Below are 16,397 nucleotides of genomic sequence, written 5' to 3'. Positions count from 1 at the left end.
ATTGTTTGGAATGGGACGATGGAGGCATGGTATGTCTGTCGCGCGCATGATGTCCAAGACCTCCTGATGGATTCCCGGATAGGTCACCTAGACCATGACAGCGCGCGCGACGATACGCGGGGTAGGCTCCAGAAGCTCATCAGTAGCTGGCCCGTTTTCACCGATGATCCGATGGCGGGTTCGCTCAAGCGCGCCCTCGCCCCGGTTTTCGCGATCGCCGCGATCGCCGAGATCACGCCTCGAATCGAGCAGCAAGCAGCGCGGCTCTGCTACGACACGGATCCAGCCGATTTCATCGCTGGAATAGCACGTCCGGCAGCAATATCAACATTGTCCTTTACTTTCGGAATAGCATACGAGAGGGCGGAATACCTGGCCGCCGCGTCCGACGACATAATGGAATATCTGATGTCGGACGACCGGAACGACCAGGTTGTGGAGATCGCGTATGCCGCGGCTCTACGGATCAGAGCATTTGCCGAAGACGCGATGCGAGCTGCTGATCCCTCCCCGCTCGTCGCCGCGTTGTCTGAATTCGCATCCAATACGGAAAGATGTGAAACCGCGTACGCCATGTTCACCCAATTGGTCACCGGTACAGTAGAACCACTGATCTCAGGTCTGGTTACCGCTGCACTGCACTACCGCTCCGATCCCGAGGCCGATCGAAGCGACCGGGATTGGGTCGAGCTAGGCCTGCTCTACGATGCGCCGTTCCACTACGCTCCGCGCTACGCACTCGACCGCATACCCGAACTGGATCCCGGCATCGAACCGGGGGACCGAATAGCACTGGTCATCGGCTCTGCGGCGCGCGAAGTGCACGGGTGTCGTATCTCAGGCGACACTGCGTCATCATCCAGGTACTCGAAAATCGCCTTCGGTCACGGCAGGCATTTCTGCCTGGGTATGCAGCTTGCCTTCGCTCACCTGGAGGCTCACTTCACCGCCGCGAGAGAGGCCGGAATCCTGCGCAGTATTCAACCGTCGAATCTGGTTCGCAAGTATCAGGACGGCGGTGCCAAGTACGTGGCGCTTCCCGTCGGCGAGAAATCGTCCGACTGCGACGAACCCACCATCTGAGGCAGGCCGGATGAATACCAACGAACATGGCGGCACCTCGGAGCCGTTCGATATCACGCCTGGTCAGGCCGAGGTCATATTCTTGCACACCGCCGTCGCGGATCTCAGCATGCCGATAAGCATCCGTTATCTTCTCCGCGGCAACGTAGATCCCGAGGCGATGATTCGAGCTCTCACCGTGCTCGTCGACTCCAATGAGACATTGAGGGTCAAATTCGAGCGTGACGGCGAATCGGTCCGTCAACGCGTCATGGACAGAGTCTCGGAGCCGAACATAATCGCGCGTGATGTGGGTAGTGCCTCCGTATCGGAAATGATGCGGTACAGCACATTACTACTGCGCACCGATGCGATCTCCTGGAACATTTGGTCAGGTCCTCCTTATCGTTTTCACCTCATTCGCAACGACGCGGGTGTTTATCTACTGCTACTCACCTTTCAACATTCGGTCGTCAATGCCCGAAGCGTCAGCCGCATGGAAACAGAGCTGTTTCGCGCGTACGCCGCGGTCGATGCCGCACCGGCGACACGCGAGCCCCGGCTACGCTCGGCTATCGAGGCCCAGCGCCAAAGCAGCGCAGCTTCGGCGAGCGCCGCAGCTTACTGGTCCGAAACGATGCGAGAACTGGCGAACTCCACGGTCGCTCCTCGAGTTGGAGTGGAGCACCGGAGCGTGGGTGTACGGCTCCATACCGCCGTAAGCGCATCGGTGGATGGCCGGAACAGAATGGACAGACCGGCCGCTGCGCTGAGCTGCTACGCCGACTTCCTCGGTCAGGGACGCACGGGCACACTCGATCGGGTCGCCGTGGATATGCATTTCGAGCATCACACGTCGCGATATCGCGACGTGGCCGGGATGTTCTCGGTGCAACGACCGGTCGTGATCGACCGATCTCCGCACGGTGCGAACCGTCGGGCTGTCGCAGATCGAATCATGGAAACGATGCGCCACAAAGCTGTCGACAGTGCACTGCTGCGAAACCTGGCAGACGAGCATCAGGTGACACGCGAGAATTTCGCCGATTTCAACTATGTACACAGTGAGCCGACTGGCGAGCTGGCACAGCCATTAGGCCTAGAGGTAGAACGATCGTGGTTCACCCCACGTCACCTGTCGACTCGTCCGGCGCGACTACAGGTCAAGGATTACGGCACATCCGCGAGCGTCGTGCTGACCTGGAATCCTGACATATATTCGGACACCGAGGTGGAAACCCTCCTTCGATCGCTGAAGGAAATTTCATGAATCCGTTCGTGTGGTCGCCATGGGAGAGCATACGCAGCTTCCCGGAAGACCTGGCCATCGTCGACTCGTCCGGCGCATACTCTTGGCGCTATTTGGTGGAGCGAGTCGAATCCAGGGAACGGGAGCTTGTTGAAATCGGCGTTGCTCACGATGATCTCGTCTGCGTGGTCGGCACTCCAGGAATCAATACTATTCCGACGATACTGGCATGCCTCAGGCTAGGTCTCGGTGTTTTACCGCTGCTCGATGTCCAGTTGCGGACACAGAGTGATGTCATGGGCGAAACGGCCACCGTGCTCTGTGCTGGGAACGAGGTCACTCGCCTGCGCCCGAATGTGGCAAATAATTCGGTGATGTTCGAGAAGTCTGGCTACATCGTCTACCTGAGTTCGGGTACTACAGGAACGCCGAAGCTCGTGCGGCAGGAGCGTCGACGAGGACGCTATCGGGGCGTCGCGGTATTCGATCGCTATGGGGCAGGTCCCGGCCGAGGTCCCCACATCATGGGCAATCCGGTATTCCACCTGGGCACCCTCGGTCCTGCACTGTATGCCCTCCAAGCGGGAAGCACGGTTCATATCCTGGATCGCTGGTCCGCGGAGCAGTTCCTCGAAACTGCTGCCGATACAGGTGCCACGAGCGGGTTCGTTTCGTCGGGCGATCTTCTCGATCTCGTCGAATGCGACAAGCCTGCTACGCCTGACCTCCGTGCGCTACAGCACGGAGGCAGCAGAACTCCGTCGTGGATCAAGCGCGCGGCGATAGAACGGTTCGGCGGTGGCCTGATCGAATACTACGGAACGTCGCATGGACCGGTGTCCGAGATAACAGGGTCGGAGTGGTTGCGTCATCCGGGATCGGTAGGTCGACCGTATTCCGGAATACAGGTTCGGATCATCGGTGAATCGGAGCCCGGTCCGCTCCTGATCACCCATCGCCGTGGAAACGCCGAGACCTCGGCCGAGGAAAATCCAGGGGATATCGGATGGATCGACGACGACGACTATCTCCATGTGATCGGACGAAGCGGAACGCCGGACGCAGTACGGCTGCAACATGAGCTTTCCGAGCTGCTCGGCGTGTCGAACGCAATCGTCGATGAATCTGGAGATGCGCCGGTCGCTGTCATTGAATTATCGTCGCAGGCGCCGCGCCTCCGGATAGAACAAATGCTCGCCGAGAGTCCGTTGGACGTCGAATGTCGGTTCGTCGAACGCGCATCGCTGCCACGCACCCTGTCGCGCAAAGTATCGCGGTTACCAAAATAGATCCAAGCTTGATAATTCTGCTGGAAAACAATTCTCGAAAGGCACGTGGAGTTGACAGACAACCATTACCTGAGCGCAGTTGTCACGGCGACTGAAGTTGTATTGGAGCATCGTGTCCGCCCCGAAGAGAATTTTTTCGATATCGGCGGAGATTCGGTATCCGCCCTGGAACTGGTCGCCGTGTTGGAGTCCGAGCTGCGCATTACCATTCCGCTCCAAGATGTATTTCATTCAACGAGTCTGACTGATATCGCAGCCAGGCTTTCGGCGCGTACGCCGGGACGAGGTTCAACGGTCAAGTGAGCGAGCAAATAGACACCACTCGGTCCGCCGTACCCAGATTCCGGCCTGCGGCGACGACGAAGCGTGGTGGTGACGGGATATTCGGCGCCCCGACCTTTCTCTGCGGTCGCGACCCGCTGCGCAGCTCCCTGGGGCTGCGTGCGCTACGGTGGGGTACTGCGCGAATTCCGCATTTTCCCCAGGTCGGATACGCGGACTGTGGACCTGCCAGTCTTCGAATGATGCTGGCTTCGCGGGGGATCGACGTCTCGCTTCAACAATTGCGGCAGGAAACCAGCAGTGGGCGCAATGGGACGTCCGCGGTATCCCTGCTGAATGTCGCGCGTCGCCATGGGGTCGATGGTCGTGGAGTTCGCACCAGCCTGGCCGGGCTCGAACATCTCAGCCCCGGAGCCATTCTATTCTGGAAACTCAGCCATTTCGTCGTACTGGAGTCCGCGAATCGTGGCGGTGTAACGATCGTCGATCCGGCGGTCGGGCGCCGCAGGATCAGCTGGCGTCAAGCTGACTCCGAATTCACCGGCGTAGCTCTGGAGTTCACCGAGGGCAATTCTTCGGTCGCCCGACCGAGATACCTCGACCGCCGTATCGGTGAGGCTCGCGCGGTTCTCCAACTCTTGCCGCGAACCACTCGTTGGCTGTGGGCTGCCGGCTTGTCGGCGTCGTTGCTCGCGTTCAACCTGATCTTCCCACTACTGCTGGGGCAGGCAGCTTCACACAGCGAAGCATTCGCTGCTGAGAATCTACCCCGATTCGCCATACTGCTACTCACCGTTGTCGGAGGGTACGGTTTGTTGCAGTTTTCAAGGTCACGCCTCATCGTGACAATTCAGAGTTTCGTCGAGTCCCACGTCGGGCATATGGTGGCCGGACATCTGCTTCGACTTCCGCTCGAATACTTCCTCACTCGCGACCCTGGCGACCTCACCTATCGCACTCGATCCGCTTCCCGGTTGAAACACATTGCATCGGTGACCACCATCGGAGCTGCATTCGACGCGGTTCTCGTAGTCGCGTACATCGCGGTGGTCGCTTCTCGGAACATTTGGCTGTCATTGGTTTCAGGTTTCTGCGTTGCGCTGTTCGCGATCATCATCCGAGCATCCTGGACTCGGCAGCGTGAGTTGTCCGCTGATGCGCTCGAAGCGCAGATCGCCGCATCGAGCAATTCGCAGGAGATCTTGTCGAATATTCAGACAGTCAAGGCTCTCGGGGCGGAGCGCATAGCCCGAGCCAAGTGGTTCAATGCCTTCTCCGACGAACTATCCGCCGGGACCCGAAAGCGACGACATGAAGGCGCGATGTCCGCGTTGATATCGACGTTGCAATTCGCGACGCCGCTGGTGATACTTCTGGCCGGCTGGGTCTCTGCGAGCTATTCGACCGCCGGACTTGCCGATGCGGTGACCCTGAGCGCGGTGAGCGCGGGCCTGTTCGTCTCTCTGAGCAATATTGCGTTCGCGGCGTCCACCCTGGTCGATATGATGCCAGAGCTATCTCGCATCGATGACGTTCTGAGTGCACCGAGCGAGTCGGCGGCAGGCGAGTTCCCCGCCCTCGACATTGCCCCCGAGGTGACAGTATCCGACCTGAAATACACCTACCCGGGCGAGGTTGATCCCGTTATTTCCGGGTTGAACGGGAGATTTGGACGTGGCTCCTTTGTCGCGATCACCGGGCCGTCCGGAGCGGGAAAATCAACATTCGGACTACTGATGGCCGGGCTTCTGCAGCAGCAATCCGGCTTCATTCGCATCGAAGGCGTCAGCCTCGATGAGATCGATCGTATTGCTTTCCGTCGACGCATCGGTTATGTAGATCAGAACAGTGCGGTGCTCGCGGGCAGTATTCTGAATAACATCAAAATGGGTAACGAAAATGCCTCGCTAGAAGAAGTTCGCGAAGCTGCTCGAATAGCGTTGATCGATGAATTCATTATGGCGCTGCCGATGAAATATGAAACTCTGCTCGGATATGGTGGTTCAGGCATATCCGGTGGACAGCGGCAACGCATAGCGCTGGCGCGGGTGCTGGTAAGGAAACCCTCGTACCTGATACTCGATGAGGCTACCAGTGCGGTCGACGCCGAGAGCGAGCGCAGAATTTTCCGAAATCTGAAGTCGCTAGGAATGACGGTGGTCGCGATAGGGCACGGCGAATCAGTAGTCGAGGAAGCTACCGAGATATTTTCCTTTCAATGAACGCGCTCGATCATGTGGAGTAACAACAGTGAAAATCGAGAATACAATGACTGCCGAGAGTTCGAAGATTCGCGCACGCGCATCTGGATCGCGGAGCGTACATATGCTGCATTCCGGAGAACTGCCGGATGAGGTGCGTGCAGTATTGGTGTCGATCGCGGTCGGTGATCAGGTTGCCGCTGAACAGTACGCGGATGCCTTCGCTCGCACCGTTTCTCTGGCTCCCCCGACCAGAGACGTCGTCCTTGGATCGCTGATGACGGCAGTCATGGCCCGAGGTCCGGAGCCAGATGACGTCGAGGCACTGCTGCGGGCGGCCTTGGCGCTCGATGACCGCCCACCGGCTTCGGAAGTCGGCGGTGCGGGCCCTCCGGTGCTACTGCTGGCGGGCAGCGGGAAGAAGGGCGCGCGCACCCTGAATGTGTCGACTCCCGCCGCGCTTGTCGCTGCGACTGCTGGAGCCAAGGTGATCAAGGTCGGTTCCGCGGCGACATCCTCAGCGCTCGGATCGCGTGATCTGGTGCGCGCTCTCGGCGTGCACGAGCGTCGGACAGCTGAGGAGGTCCGCGGTGATCTGTCGCGCACCGGGTTCTCGTTCGTTGCGATCGAGCCGGAAATCCCTGTCCTGGACCAGCTGTACGGGGGACGTTTTCACGCGCCGAACCCGTTTTCGATGGGTTTGGCCGCTCTCGCCAGCCCGGTTCGGGGTGATCGAATGGTGTTCGGCTTGGCGCATCCACGAGTAGACGTAGCGGCGCGGGTGTTGAGGCGATTCGGTATGGCAGATGTCGACGTAATCGGTACGCGTCTGCCCGACGGCCGCTACATCGATGAAGTCGGAGCCTTCGGCGAGTTCCGGCGCTGCCGCGTACGAGATGGTCGTCTCCGACCGGTCGAAATCGAGACGATCACCGGCATTCCGGTGTCCGACTTGCCCGCTCCTGTGGCTCCGGAGGAGGCGATCGCGTTGACCGGTGATCTGCTCGCCGGCGCGGGGCTGGACAGCCACCGAGATCTGGTAGCCGTGAACGCCGCACACCTTCTCGTCCTCGGCGAAATCGTAACTTCCCTGGCTGCCGGGATCCGAATCGCAAACGACATCATTCGAACCGGCGCGGCATCGAAATACATCTCGGAGCCGAACAAGATCGATCGGAGCGCGTGACCAGTGGAACTCGATCATGAAAACCATTTCCTTGCACGTGGATACACCCAGCGTGTTCCTCCCGAGTACTTCGTGGATATTGATGACTCCGGCATCATCTGGCAGCCGGACGTCTACCCCGTGGCGCTGAAGGCTGCATACGATCACGGGTGCGATGTCGTCATAGATTTGGGTTGTGGCCGTGCTGGGAAATTACTCGAGCTCCATGAGTCCGATCTTGATATGGGTATTGTCGGCGTCGATTTCGGCACGAATATCGACTGGTGCCGTGCGAATCTATCGGTGGGGACCTGGCTGGAGGCCGACCTGGAGCATACCGTGACCCTGCCGCTGTCGGCCGAACTTATCGGCCGTGCGGTAGTGGTCTGTTCAGATGTGCTGGAACATCTGATCGATCCGCGTCCGACGATGCAGCTGATCTGCTGGTTGCTCGATCAGGGCGCGGCTTGTGCGGTGCTGAGCACGCCTGCGCGGGACAAGCGCGTCGGCGCACAGCATTTGGGCCCACCGTTCAATCCGTCCCATGTGCGGGAGTGGACCCGAGACGAGTTCCAAGCCTTCTTGCAGAGTTTCCCCATCTCGATCCAGCAGTTCGAACTGACCCGCAGCGATGATGCGGGCGGTGGGCAGACTACTCAACTGGTCGTCTTGGGGCCAGGGCCGGAGCCGACATGACAGCAGTTCGGGTGCTCCACGTCGCCGGCCGCACCCCGTACGCACGCAAACTGCACGACGCGAATATCCGCATAATCAACGGCACCACTGTGGACGGCCTGGAGATTCCTCGGGACGTCACCCTCGACTGGGTCCTGGCGCACCGACCGTGGGAACTGTTGGATGCGGTGCACATGCACCACCCGGACTTCGATACGGTCGAGCACTTACGACTCGCAATGTCAGAATGCCGTCGAGCGGGAAAGCGCTCTATCTTTACAGTTCATGATCTCGATCCGATCTTCGGTAGTCGGGTATCGCACCAACGCAGGCTGCGTGCCCTCGCTAAGTGTTGCGCGCAATTGGTCTGTCTTACACACGAAGCCAACGAGAATGTTCGCCGCAGATTCGGTACGAATACCGTCATGGCGCCGCATGGCTATGTAAGCGCACCTGGGACTTTCGAGCGCCGCCCGGATCGCGAATTCGGTGCGCCGACTCGCTTTCTCGTCTATGGTTCGCTGCGGCAAAACCGGGATGTCGAACTTTTGGTCGCGACATGGCGGTACGCGCGGAATCTGAAGGACACGACGCTGCATCTGTTGTTGCGCGCGCCATCACGTGCGAGCCTGGTCGAGGACCGGGATGCGTGGCGGGCAATTCGCGAGCACTCTGCCGACCCACGGCTGAGCGTGGATGTCCTTCCGTTTCCGAACGACGCCGACGTGAACGAGGCTGTCGCGGCATCGGACTGCCTGGTTCTACCCTATCGGTGGGCGAGTCATTCAGGCCAGCTCGAGCATGCGTTCGACCTCGGGGTGCTGCCGGTCGCTTCCCTCACCGGCTATCTGGCCGAGCAGGTCGCTTTGCACGACGGTCTCGCGCCGGAACCGGTATGGTTCGACTGGACCGCTACCTCCCCGTTCGCTCACGGCGCTGAACTGTTGCGGGCTTTGCAGACAGCGCATGCCATGATCCAGAACGGTTGGCGCGCCGAGTATGCCGACAAATTCGCCGATCATCGTCGTCGCGAGCACCTGGACATAATGGGTATCCATCACGCGGTGTACGAGAGTGTGCGATGAGGAGGAGCAGCGTCGTACCGACCGTATCGATCATCGTGCTGAATTTCAATTACGGTCACTATCTCGGCGAGGCGCTGGCGAGCGCGCTGGCGCAGCGACCGGGAGGCTATCACCTATCGGAGGTGGTGGTGATCGACGATGGATCGACCGACCACAGCCACACCGTGTACGCGGATTTTCCCGAGGTTCGGGTCGTGCGCAAGCAACACGAGGGGTTTCCCGCCACGCTGACGAGAGCCGTCGGTGAGTCGTCGAGCGAATGGTTCGCACCGCTGGATGCCGACGATGCGTTCGTGCCCCACAAATTGCGCACACTTGCGCCCTATCTCAGCGACCCGGACCTCCTCGTTATCCAACACGCGGAGTTCGTAGTAGATTCCGAGGGCCGTCCATTCGGTGCGGGCACACATCCAGGTGGCGCCACGAGCACATTGTTGGTGCGCACCGATGTGGCTCGTGACCTGCTGCCGGTCACGAACGAATTGTTCTTCCATGTGCCAGCGGAGCTCGGGCATGGAATACGCCTTCCGAATCCGCTCACGCGATATCGAGTCCATGACGCGAGCATGACGGATAGGCGGAACCCCGGTGTCTTCGCCGACTATATGGCCGACATACACACCGATGTAGCCGAACGCCTCGAGCGCCTGTCCCTGACCCCGCCGAGCTGGGCGGGACCCACAGAACTCGCCTCACTCGGTCCCGGGCATCGGGAACGAGCTGCGCGATTGCGCGCGGACGCACGAGACCGACGCCAGCACGAAGCAATGACATCCGCCCACAAGGAGAACCTCCGATGAGCCGAGCCGTACTCTTCTCGGAAAACTATTACCGCAGCGTTCTCGACGAGTTCGGCTATCAGCCCTTCGACCTGCGGCAGTTCGACTTCGACCTGTCTGGGTTAGCCTCGGAGACGCTCAACGCCCGATACCTTTGCCACCATCACGCCGAGCGGTTTCTGGATACGCCTGCCGAGCGCCGCATTGTGACAACGGGATTCGGCATGTCCGGCGTACCCCATCTGGCCACCGTGTCACACATACTCAAGATGATCGAACTGCAAGGCGGTGGTGAGCAGTGCCAGATCGTCCTCGGCGATCTCGACGCCTACAATGGGAAAGCGAAGCCGTACAACGAAGTTCACGAACTGGCGGAGCGTTTCCGGGAGTACAGCGTGCGGCTGGGCTTCGACCCCGCGGCCGGCATCCTGCGATTCCAGGAGGGCCAGCTGCGAGCCCTGGAGACGACGTATCTGCTGGGACGCTACGTAGACCAGGCAGACCTGGATGCGGCGGAGGAGGACAATCACCGCTACTACGCGGCCCGAGGACTGGTCGATACCACGATGACCTTCCGTCGAGCGTTGTCGCTGTCGCTGATGGCCGCCGACTTCGTCACGTTGGGGCAAGATTACGATGCCGTACTGGTGATGCTGGGTGTGGACGAGCATCGCTACGTGCGCTTTGCTCAGCAGATCCGCGCGAGGTTGGACGGACACTCGCCACTACGGTCGGAATTCGCGCTGAGCGCGACCTACACGCGCATGGTTCGCGGCTTCGGTGGCCATCCCAAGTTCAGCAAGAGTATCCCAGGTTCGGCAGTCGACGTATCGACACGGCCTGAGGAGGTATACCCGCTGCTGGCCAGCGAACCGCCTGTACCCGAGGAATCGGCAACGTATCAGCTGATGTGCCAGCTGCCGAAGTACGACGGTGAGAGGTTGCGCGAGCTGCATGCCTGCTGCCGAACGGGCGGATCCGCATGGGATCGGTCGGTGCGCGAGCTCAGTGACTACGTCGTCGAAATGATTGCCCTGTGGCCGCGCTGACTGAGCGCGAATCCGCCTGTGCCGACAGATACTATGTAGCGACATCCAGTTGTCAGGAGACTATTTGATGACGCGACTGAGCCAGTCCGTTGAACGCGTTACCGACCTGCTCCAGAACAAGGACCTCGCGACCGAGGTCATCGTTCGCGAGGTGCTGACCGAGACCTGGCAGCGCCGCAACCTCGATCTATCGGATCTGTCACCGGCCGATCAAGCCGACTTGATCGGCTCACGCGCCCAGGAGTTGCAGCCCTCGGTAGGCAGTCTTGCCGAACGTATCGTCGCTGCGCGCGATCAGGGTCGACAGTTCATCGCCAAATTCGGTATCGATCCTACGGGCGCCGACGTTCATCTCGGTCACGCCGTTCCGATGCTGGTCCTCAGCCGCTTCCTGCGAATGGGCCACCACGTGGTCTTCATCGTCGGTGACATGACGGCCAAGATAGGTGACCCTTCGGGCCGGTCCGACGAACGCCCCGCGCTGACCGACGACGATATCGAGCGCAATCTCGCCACCTACCGTGATCAAGTCACCCCTTTCTTTGATTTCGATCGAGCACAGTTCCGCCGCAACGGTGATTGGTTGCGCGCGATCACGCTGCCGGAGATAATCGGGATTACGGCGCAGATCCCGGTATCGATGTCGCTGCAGCGGGATGACTTCCGGAAGCGTCTGGAGGCCGGCCACGGACTGTCACTGGCCGAGTTGTTGTATTCAGTCGTCATGGCTTTGGATTCGGTAGAGATTGCCTGTGATGTAGAGATCGGTGGGATCGACCAGTTCCTCAACATGCAAATGTGTCGAAAGGTCATGGACATCTCTGGTCAGACTCCCGAACTGATTGTTGCCACCTCGCTGGTCGAGGGCACCGACGGGACCGGTGCCAAAATGAGCAAGTCCAAGGGTAACTATGTGCCGCTAACGGCTGCGCCGGGGGAAATTTTTGGAAGGATCATGTCGGTTCCAGATCGCCTCGTGGAGCCCTATTTTCGAGCGCTCTCGGAATGGCAAGATTCCGAGTTGGCAGTTGTTGCGAAGAGCATCGGATCCGATTCGCTGCACCCGATGGAATTGAAGAAGCTGCTGGCCGGGGAGATCACTGCGGCTATTCACGGCGTCGAAGCGGCGATGACTGCGCGCACGGAATTCGTGGCCCGCTTCTCTCGGCGTGCGTTCGGCGAGGTTGCGAATCTGCCCACCATCGATGATCTTTCGCTCCCGGTCATCGAGGTGGTGAAAGCTCTCGGTTTCGCGAAGAGTAACAGTGATGTCCGCAGAATCGCACAGCAGAATGGGCTGAGGCTGGTTTCCGAGTCCGGGGACGGGCAGATTCAGATCACCCTGAGCGAGGACGACGTGCGCACCCAATTGGCGACTATCGTCGAGGGGAAGGCCGAGCACCGCGAGGGGGAGCTCTATCTCAAGGTCGGTCGTAACCTTGCCCGCATCGCCACCGTGTGAGAGGCCCATCGGAGCCATCGTTCTCGATCTGTTCGGCACGCTCGTCGATGCGCCCACACCGATCGAACTCGCCTCCATATCAACTAGATTGGGAGGTCGGCTTGATCGCCGAAGTACGGTGATCGAGGACTACTTTCGCAGTACGTGGCTGGTTCGGCACGACGGAAGGCTGGCCGGCCTGAGCGATCTCGCCGCCCACCTGGTCGAAGCCGTAGCTGCTCCGAAATCGGCGATCGAGATCGTTGTCGACGAACTGTACGCAATTGCCCGGTGTCGGGTGACGCCTCACGAGTCGGTTCTGCGCACCCTGGAATCGCTTCGCGACAATGGAATTCGGCTTGCAGTTCTCAGCGATGCCGATGCTGGCGTGGCTGCGGCGTGGCCCGCGAGTCCCTTGGCGGCGCTGGTCGACACCGCGGTGTTCAGCTGTAGGGCAGGTGCGACGAAACCTGATCCACGGTTGTACGCCCGAGTGTGTACAGACTTGGAGGTCGCACCGAGCCGCGCGCTGTTCGTGGGCGATGGCGGTGGCGACGAGCTACATGGCGCACTGCGCGCAGGTTTGAGCGCGCTAGCGGTACGGCGACGGGGCAGCGAAGACGCCCTCGTCTACGGCGCCGTCGACTGGTTCGGCCCGGTCATCGGTGCCGTCGAGGTGCTACCCGAGTACCTGGGTTGTTCGATATGAGGGCTTGGGAGATTCGTGCGGGCGTGCTCGGGCTGCGAACGGTGCAGCCCGCCGAGCCGAGCGATGATGAGGTCACAATCTCCGTTCATCTGGCCGGTTTGTGCGGAAGTGATGTAGCGAAACTGGTGAATCCCGGCGCATTCCACCTACCGCCTACGTGGCGCCCCGGCCACGAGATCGTGGGCGCCGATCCGACTGGCCGCCTTGTGGTGGTTGATCCGTTGATATCGTGTGCCGATTGTTCTCGATGCCAGGCCGGGGATGTTCACTTATGCTCGTCGCTACGTCGAATCGGGTGGGATCTTCCCGGTGGGTTCGCCGAGGAAGTCGTGGTTCCTCAGCGCAACCTACACGCCGTGCCGACGGGAATGGATCCGCTGTGTGCCGTGCTGACCGACCCCGCCGCGGTTGCGGTCCACGGCCTTCGGTGCAATTCACTCGGAAATTTGGGACGGCTCGCCGTCGTAGGCGCGGGAGTTGTCGGCTTGTTGACTGCGCTCTATGCCGATTCGCTCGGTTGGCAGGTCACGATTCTGGACCGAAACGGCGTTACTCTCTTCCGGCCAGACGATCCGGTGCCCTCGGTCCGAAGTTCGCCGAAGACGTCGGCCATGCAGGCGAGTTTCGACGTCGTGGTCGACGCGGCTTCTGGTGCCGATTCAGCTCCGCTGGAACTCGCGCTGTGGCTGGTGACCGACGGCGGTACGATCATCGTGCAGAACGCTTACCACCCTGCTGTGGGACTACCTATTCCGCTGCGTGACATATTCCGCCGATCGATCCGATTGGTCGGGTCGTTCTCGTATTGCCGACGCGGTGACGATGACTTCGAGGTTGCTCTGCGGCTGTTGCGTTCCCACGCTGCCACCGTTGAGCGCTATGCCACCCGGGTTGCCGGGATCGAAGGGCTACAGACCGCGATCAATGATGACGCGATCCGACTGATTCGGCGAGTACTCGCGATCGGCGATCGTCGTTAACGGCGGTAGCGTTCGTCCTGTATGCGGGTCGGCCGGCGGACCGAGTTGTTACCTCCGTCGAGGACGACCGCTACCGGCCCTCAGACTCATTCGAAGACTCCGAGTCGAAGAGACCGGTACGCGACGGGTGGGTAGATGTTCTCGAACTACGAGGCCGTGAGCCCCTCGAATCGCCCCCCGTATTGATCGCCGATCGCGAGTTTCCAGCGGAAACGACGATACTCGGCCAGCGATTCGCTCAGTAGACCGAGGTCGCGGAGGCCGAGCTCCGCCGTCGAGGCGCGCGGGATCCCGCTTGTCCAGGCGTCACGTCGGCGAGAGCGGAAGGCGGAGGACCACTCGTCGCGATCTGGCCGCGCTGGCATCTGGCGCGATGTTGACCGTATTGGAGCCTTGAGAACGAACCAGCTCGTCGAGCATATCGAGCAGTGACCGGATTGCGGACACCTGTCCGGTGAGAGACGCTGACGTCGGTTGATGCGGATTCGGCCGATCGGAGGGTGTGGGGCGGTCCTCCGCGACCGAGTTTCGCGCCTTCGTCCACAGAATTCGCCAGGCACGGTGACTCATCAGATCTGCGGGTACGTCCACCTGCCTGCGTGCACGCACCGTCAGAAAGCGCAAGACCGGAACCAGGCTTTCGAAACGGGCGGGAAGGCTCCGCCCGGCCTTCCAGTCACTTATTCGCTGGAACGAAGCTGGTGCCGCACGATTTGATCCATCGGCCCTTTCCGCGTGTCGCCGCACTGACAGAGCAACACTTCGCAGCGAAGGGGACCCGGCTGCTCGATGTAGTGAATCGAGTCGATGGGCGAACTCCTCTCGGGCTGAGCGTGTTCCGTTGATCGTCTGCGTCGGTGCAATTGTTGATGCGTCCACTGTGTCTCCCCCAATCTCGACCATCCCGTGGGCTCACGACGCGATCCCACGCATAGTTGGTCTGTTCACTTACCTAGACGCTCGGAAACCCCGGACGGTTCCTCCGGAAAATGTGATCTACGCAATAGTGGATAGCTCCGTCTTGTCGAATCGGCAACCACCCGTCCGTCGTCCGGTACTTGAATCGAAAGGGCGCCGCAGCACGAAAGTGGGCTGCCCACAACTACTTGCGAAGCTGTCGGCCACTGTCCGGCCCGGACAGTCATTTCACCGCCGCGAAGTGCGGTCATGACTGATAGCTATCAACAAAGCGTTGCCGAAGCTGTGGTGGTGAACCTAGCGTGGTGGAAGCACGAACCACTCACACAAGATCTTCCCGAGAATTATCGCCGCAAATCCCCTGCGGGGGTTCGCGGTTCTCGAAGTCTTCCGCCTCGGCTGGTTTCGCGACCACCGAAGGTGGAGTCCATACCCATCTGTGAATACGAGGAGGTGAAACCATGAAGTTCGAAAAGGTGACCATCAACCTGCTGTCCGATGAAGAACTGTTCGACATCGTCGGCGGTGTCGGCGTTCTCAGCGGCCTGTCGGCGGCTTAAGAACACGGATGTGGTCCCGGGTCCGGAGCCGGGACCACATCCGATCCGCTGACGAAACCGCTACCCCGGCTGGGCGAGTAGCGGTTTGTCATATCTGAGTTCAGCTGCTGCCGAACATTCCCGACATGTTGGCGAAGCGGGCGAGGTCGCCTTGCGCGCCGCTGTAGATGTTGACGTCGGTGCCGCCGTGGATGCCGGGGACCGTGCCGCGGTCGGTGGTTTGCCAGAAGGTCCAGGCGGGCCAGTTGCCGGGGACCTCGGGCTGGTCGTTGCCGCTGTAGTCGGCGATCCAGAGCGGGTATCGGGTGAAGGCGCTGGTGTCGGCCATCGCGGTCTTCCAGAAGTGCGGGTAGGTATAGATGATGGGCGTGCGGCCGGTGAGGGTTTGCAGCGCGTTGAGATAGCGGTGGGTCCAGTCGATGAGCGCGGCGGAAGCCAGACCGCCCGAGGTTTCCAGGTCGAGCACCGGGGGCAGGTCGAGGGGTCCGTTCTGGCCGAGGACCGTCGCCGCGTACATCGCGGCCTGCGGTTCGGGCGGCAGTTCGGGTCGCGCGAAGTGGTACGTCCCGCGCGCCACCCCGGCGGTCCGCATGAGAATGCTGTCCTGCACGAAGAACGGATTGATGTAGTGCAGGCCCTCGGTGGCCTTCACCATCGCGAACTGGTGTCCGGCCGCGCGCACCGCGTGCCAGTCGATCATCCGGCCGTCCACATGCTGCCAGGACGACACATCCGGCCCGCTGGGCTCCGCCTGCGCGGTAGCGGGAAGTGCGCAGACCAGGGCGATGAGCGCAACACAACCACGAACCGTCGAACTCCAGCGCTTGGTGTCCATGGCCGTCGACCGTAGTGACTTGTTGCCTGTGTGACCAGTGGTGTTGGTGTGTGTCTGTGAATAGTTACCGAAAGCCTGTCGGCCCGTGCCCGTATCTTGGTGCGGACATCGGCTGACA

At 60.7% G+C, this 16,397-nt stretch carries 14 protein-coding genes; 13 read left to right on the top strand and 1 reads right to left on the bottom strand.

Annotated features, from left to right (window positions below; translation table 11 throughout):
- Window positions 1-18: 18 nt before the first annotated feature.
- The 13 genes from ACWFRF_RS10130 to ACWFRF_RS10070 all read left to right on the top strand — a co-directional run bounded on the left by ACWFRF_RS10130 (window position 19) and on the right by ACWFRF_RS10070 (window position 13,966).
- Entirely contained in the window at window positions 19-1,083 is a 1,065-nt protein-coding gene (locus ACWFRF_RS10130) for a cytochrome P450 family protein (protein WP_379316603.1), read from the top strand.
- A gap of 10 nt (window positions 1,084-1,093) precedes the next feature.
- Window positions 1,094-2,332, top strand: coding sequence for a condensation domain-containing protein (locus ACWFRF_RS10125; RefSeq protein WP_452449621.1), 1,239 nt, complete (start codon window positions 1,094-1,096; stop codon window positions 2,330-2,332).
- Window positions 2,329-3,600: an AMP-binding protein gene (locus ACWFRF_RS10120; protein WP_452449619.1), complete on the top strand. Its 1,272-nt coding sequence runs from the start codon at window positions 2,329-2,331 to the stop codon at window positions 3,598-3,600. The genes ACWFRF_RS10125 and ACWFRF_RS10120 overlap by 4 nt, the downstream gene beginning before the upstream one ends.
- Window positions 3,601-3,645: 45 nt before the next feature.
- Window positions 3,646-3,903, top strand: coding sequence for an acyl carrier protein (locus tag ACWFRF_RS10115; RefSeq protein ID WP_379317822.1), 258 nt, complete (start codon window positions 3,646-3,648; stop codon window positions 3,901-3,903).
- Window positions 3,900-6,104: a peptidase domain-containing ABC transporter gene (locus ACWFRF_RS10110; protein ID WP_452449617.1), complete on the top strand. Its 2,205-nt coding sequence runs from the start codon at window positions 3,900-3,902 to the stop codon at window positions 6,102-6,104. The genes ACWFRF_RS10115 and ACWFRF_RS10110 overlap by 4 nt, the downstream gene beginning before the upstream one ends.
- A gap of 103 nt (window positions 6,105-6,207) precedes the next feature.
- Window positions 6,208-7,269 (top strand): hypothetical protein, encoded by a 1,062-nt coding sequence (locus ACWFRF_RS10105; protein ID WP_452449616.1) that lies wholly within the window; start codon window positions 6,208-6,210, stop codon window positions 7,267-7,269.
- A gap of 3 nt (window positions 7,270-7,272) precedes the next feature.
- On the top strand, window positions 7,273-7,944 hold the full coding sequence (locus ACWFRF_RS10100) for a class I SAM-dependent methyltransferase (RefSeq protein WP_379314637.1): 672 nt from the start codon (window positions 7,273-7,275) through the stop codon (window positions 7,942-7,944).
- Window positions 7,941-9,008 (top strand): glycosyltransferase family protein, encoded by a 1,068-nt coding sequence (locus ACWFRF_RS10095; RefSeq protein ID WP_379314638.1) that lies wholly within the window; start codon window positions 7,941-7,943, stop codon window positions 9,006-9,008. The genes ACWFRF_RS10100 and ACWFRF_RS10095 overlap by 4 nt, the downstream gene beginning before the upstream one ends.
- Complete coding sequence (locus ACWFRF_RS10090; RefSeq protein WP_452449613.1) at window positions 9,005-9,808, top strand: glycosyltransferase family 2 protein; 804 nt, start codon at window positions 9,005-9,007, stop codon at window positions 9,806-9,808. Before ACWFRF_RS10095 ends, ACWFRF_RS10090 begins: the two co-directional genes overlap by 4 nt.
- The gene (locus ACWFRF_RS10085) at window positions 9,805-10,836 is read left to right on the top strand and encodes a nucleotidyl transferase family protein (RefSeq protein WP_379314640.1); all 1,032 of its coding nucleotides are present in this window, start codon (window positions 9,805-9,807) and stop codon (window positions 10,834-10,836) included. Before ACWFRF_RS10090 ends, ACWFRF_RS10085 begins: the two co-directional genes overlap by 4 nt.
- A 67-nt stretch (window positions 10,837-10,903) precedes the next feature.
- Window positions 10,904-12,298 (top strand): tyrosine--tRNA ligase, encoded by a 1,395-nt coding sequence (gene tyrS, locus ACWFRF_RS10080; protein ID WP_379314641.1) that lies wholly within the window; start codon window positions 10,904-10,906, stop codon window positions 12,296-12,298.
- Window positions 12,276-12,986, top strand: coding sequence for an HAD family hydrolase (locus tag ACWFRF_RS10075; protein WP_379314642.1), 711 nt, complete (start codon window positions 12,276-12,278; stop codon window positions 12,984-12,986). The genes tyrS and ACWFRF_RS10075 overlap by 23 nt, the downstream gene beginning before the upstream one ends.
- On the top strand, window positions 12,983-13,966 hold the full coding sequence (locus ACWFRF_RS10070; protein ID WP_452449611.1) for a zinc-dependent alcohol dehydrogenase: 984 nt from the start codon (window positions 12,983-12,985) through the stop codon (window positions 13,964-13,966). The genes ACWFRF_RS10075 and ACWFRF_RS10070 overlap by 4 nt, the downstream gene beginning before the upstream one ends.
- 1,578 nt (window positions 13,967-15,544) lie before the next feature.
- Here ACWFRF_RS10070 and ACWFRF_RS10065 read toward each other — a convergent pair.
- Window positions 15,545-16,279 carry a glycoside hydrolase family 25 protein gene (locus ACWFRF_RS10065; protein ID WP_387446108.1) on the bottom strand — a complete coding sequence of 245 codons (735 nt, stop codon included), beginning with the start codon at window positions 16,277-16,279 and terminating at the stop codon, window positions 15,545-15,547.
- Between the last annotated feature and the right edge of the window lie 118 nt (window positions 16,280-16,397).

The sequence above is a fragment of the Nocardia sp. NPDC055165 genome (assembly GCF_053606985.1).
This window is presented reverse-complemented; position numbering and strand designations above follow the sequence as displayed.

Excerpts from the sequence above, each read along its gene's own strand:
- ACWFRF_RS10070 (WP_452449611.1), top strand. The coding sequence starts at position 12,983 with ATGAGGGCTTGGGAGATTCGTGCGGGCGTGCTCGGGCTGCGAACGGTG.
- ACWFRF_RS10130 (WP_379316603.1), top strand. The coding sequence starts at position 19 with ATGGAGGCATGGTATGTCTGTCGCGCGCATGATGTCCAAGACCTCCTG.
- ACWFRF_RS10090 (WP_452449613.1), top strand. The coding sequence starts at position 9,005 with ATGAGGAGGAGCAGCGTCGTACCGACCGTATCGATCATCGTGCTGAAT.
- ACWFRF_RS10120 (WP_452449619.1), top strand. The coding sequence starts at position 2,329 with ATGAATCCGTTCGTGTGGTCGCCATGGGAGAGCATACGCAGCTTCCCG.
- ACWFRF_RS10085 (WP_379314640.1), top strand. The coding sequence starts at position 9,805 with ATGAGCCGAGCCGTACTCTTCTCGGAAAACTATTACCGCAGCGTTCTC.
- tyrS (WP_379314641.1), top strand. The coding sequence starts at position 10,904 with ATGACGCGACTGAGCCAGTCCGTTGAACGCGTTACCGACCTGCTCCAG.
- ACWFRF_RS10125 (WP_452449621.1), top strand. The coding sequence starts at position 1,094 with ATGAATACCAACGAACATGGCGGCACCTCGGAGCCGTTCGATATCACG.
- ACWFRF_RS10065 (WP_387446108.1), bottom strand. The coding sequence starts at position 16,279 with ATGGACACCAAGCGCTGGAGTTCGACGGTTCGTGGTTGTGTTGCGCTC.
- ACWFRF_RS10105 (WP_452449616.1), top strand. The coding sequence starts at position 6,208 with ATGCTGCATTCCGGAGAACTGCCGGATGAGGTGCGTGCAGTATTGGTG.
- ACWFRF_RS10095 (WP_379314638.1), top strand. The coding sequence starts at position 7,941 with ATGACAGCAGTTCGGGTGCTCCACGTCGCCGGCCGCACCCCGTACGCA.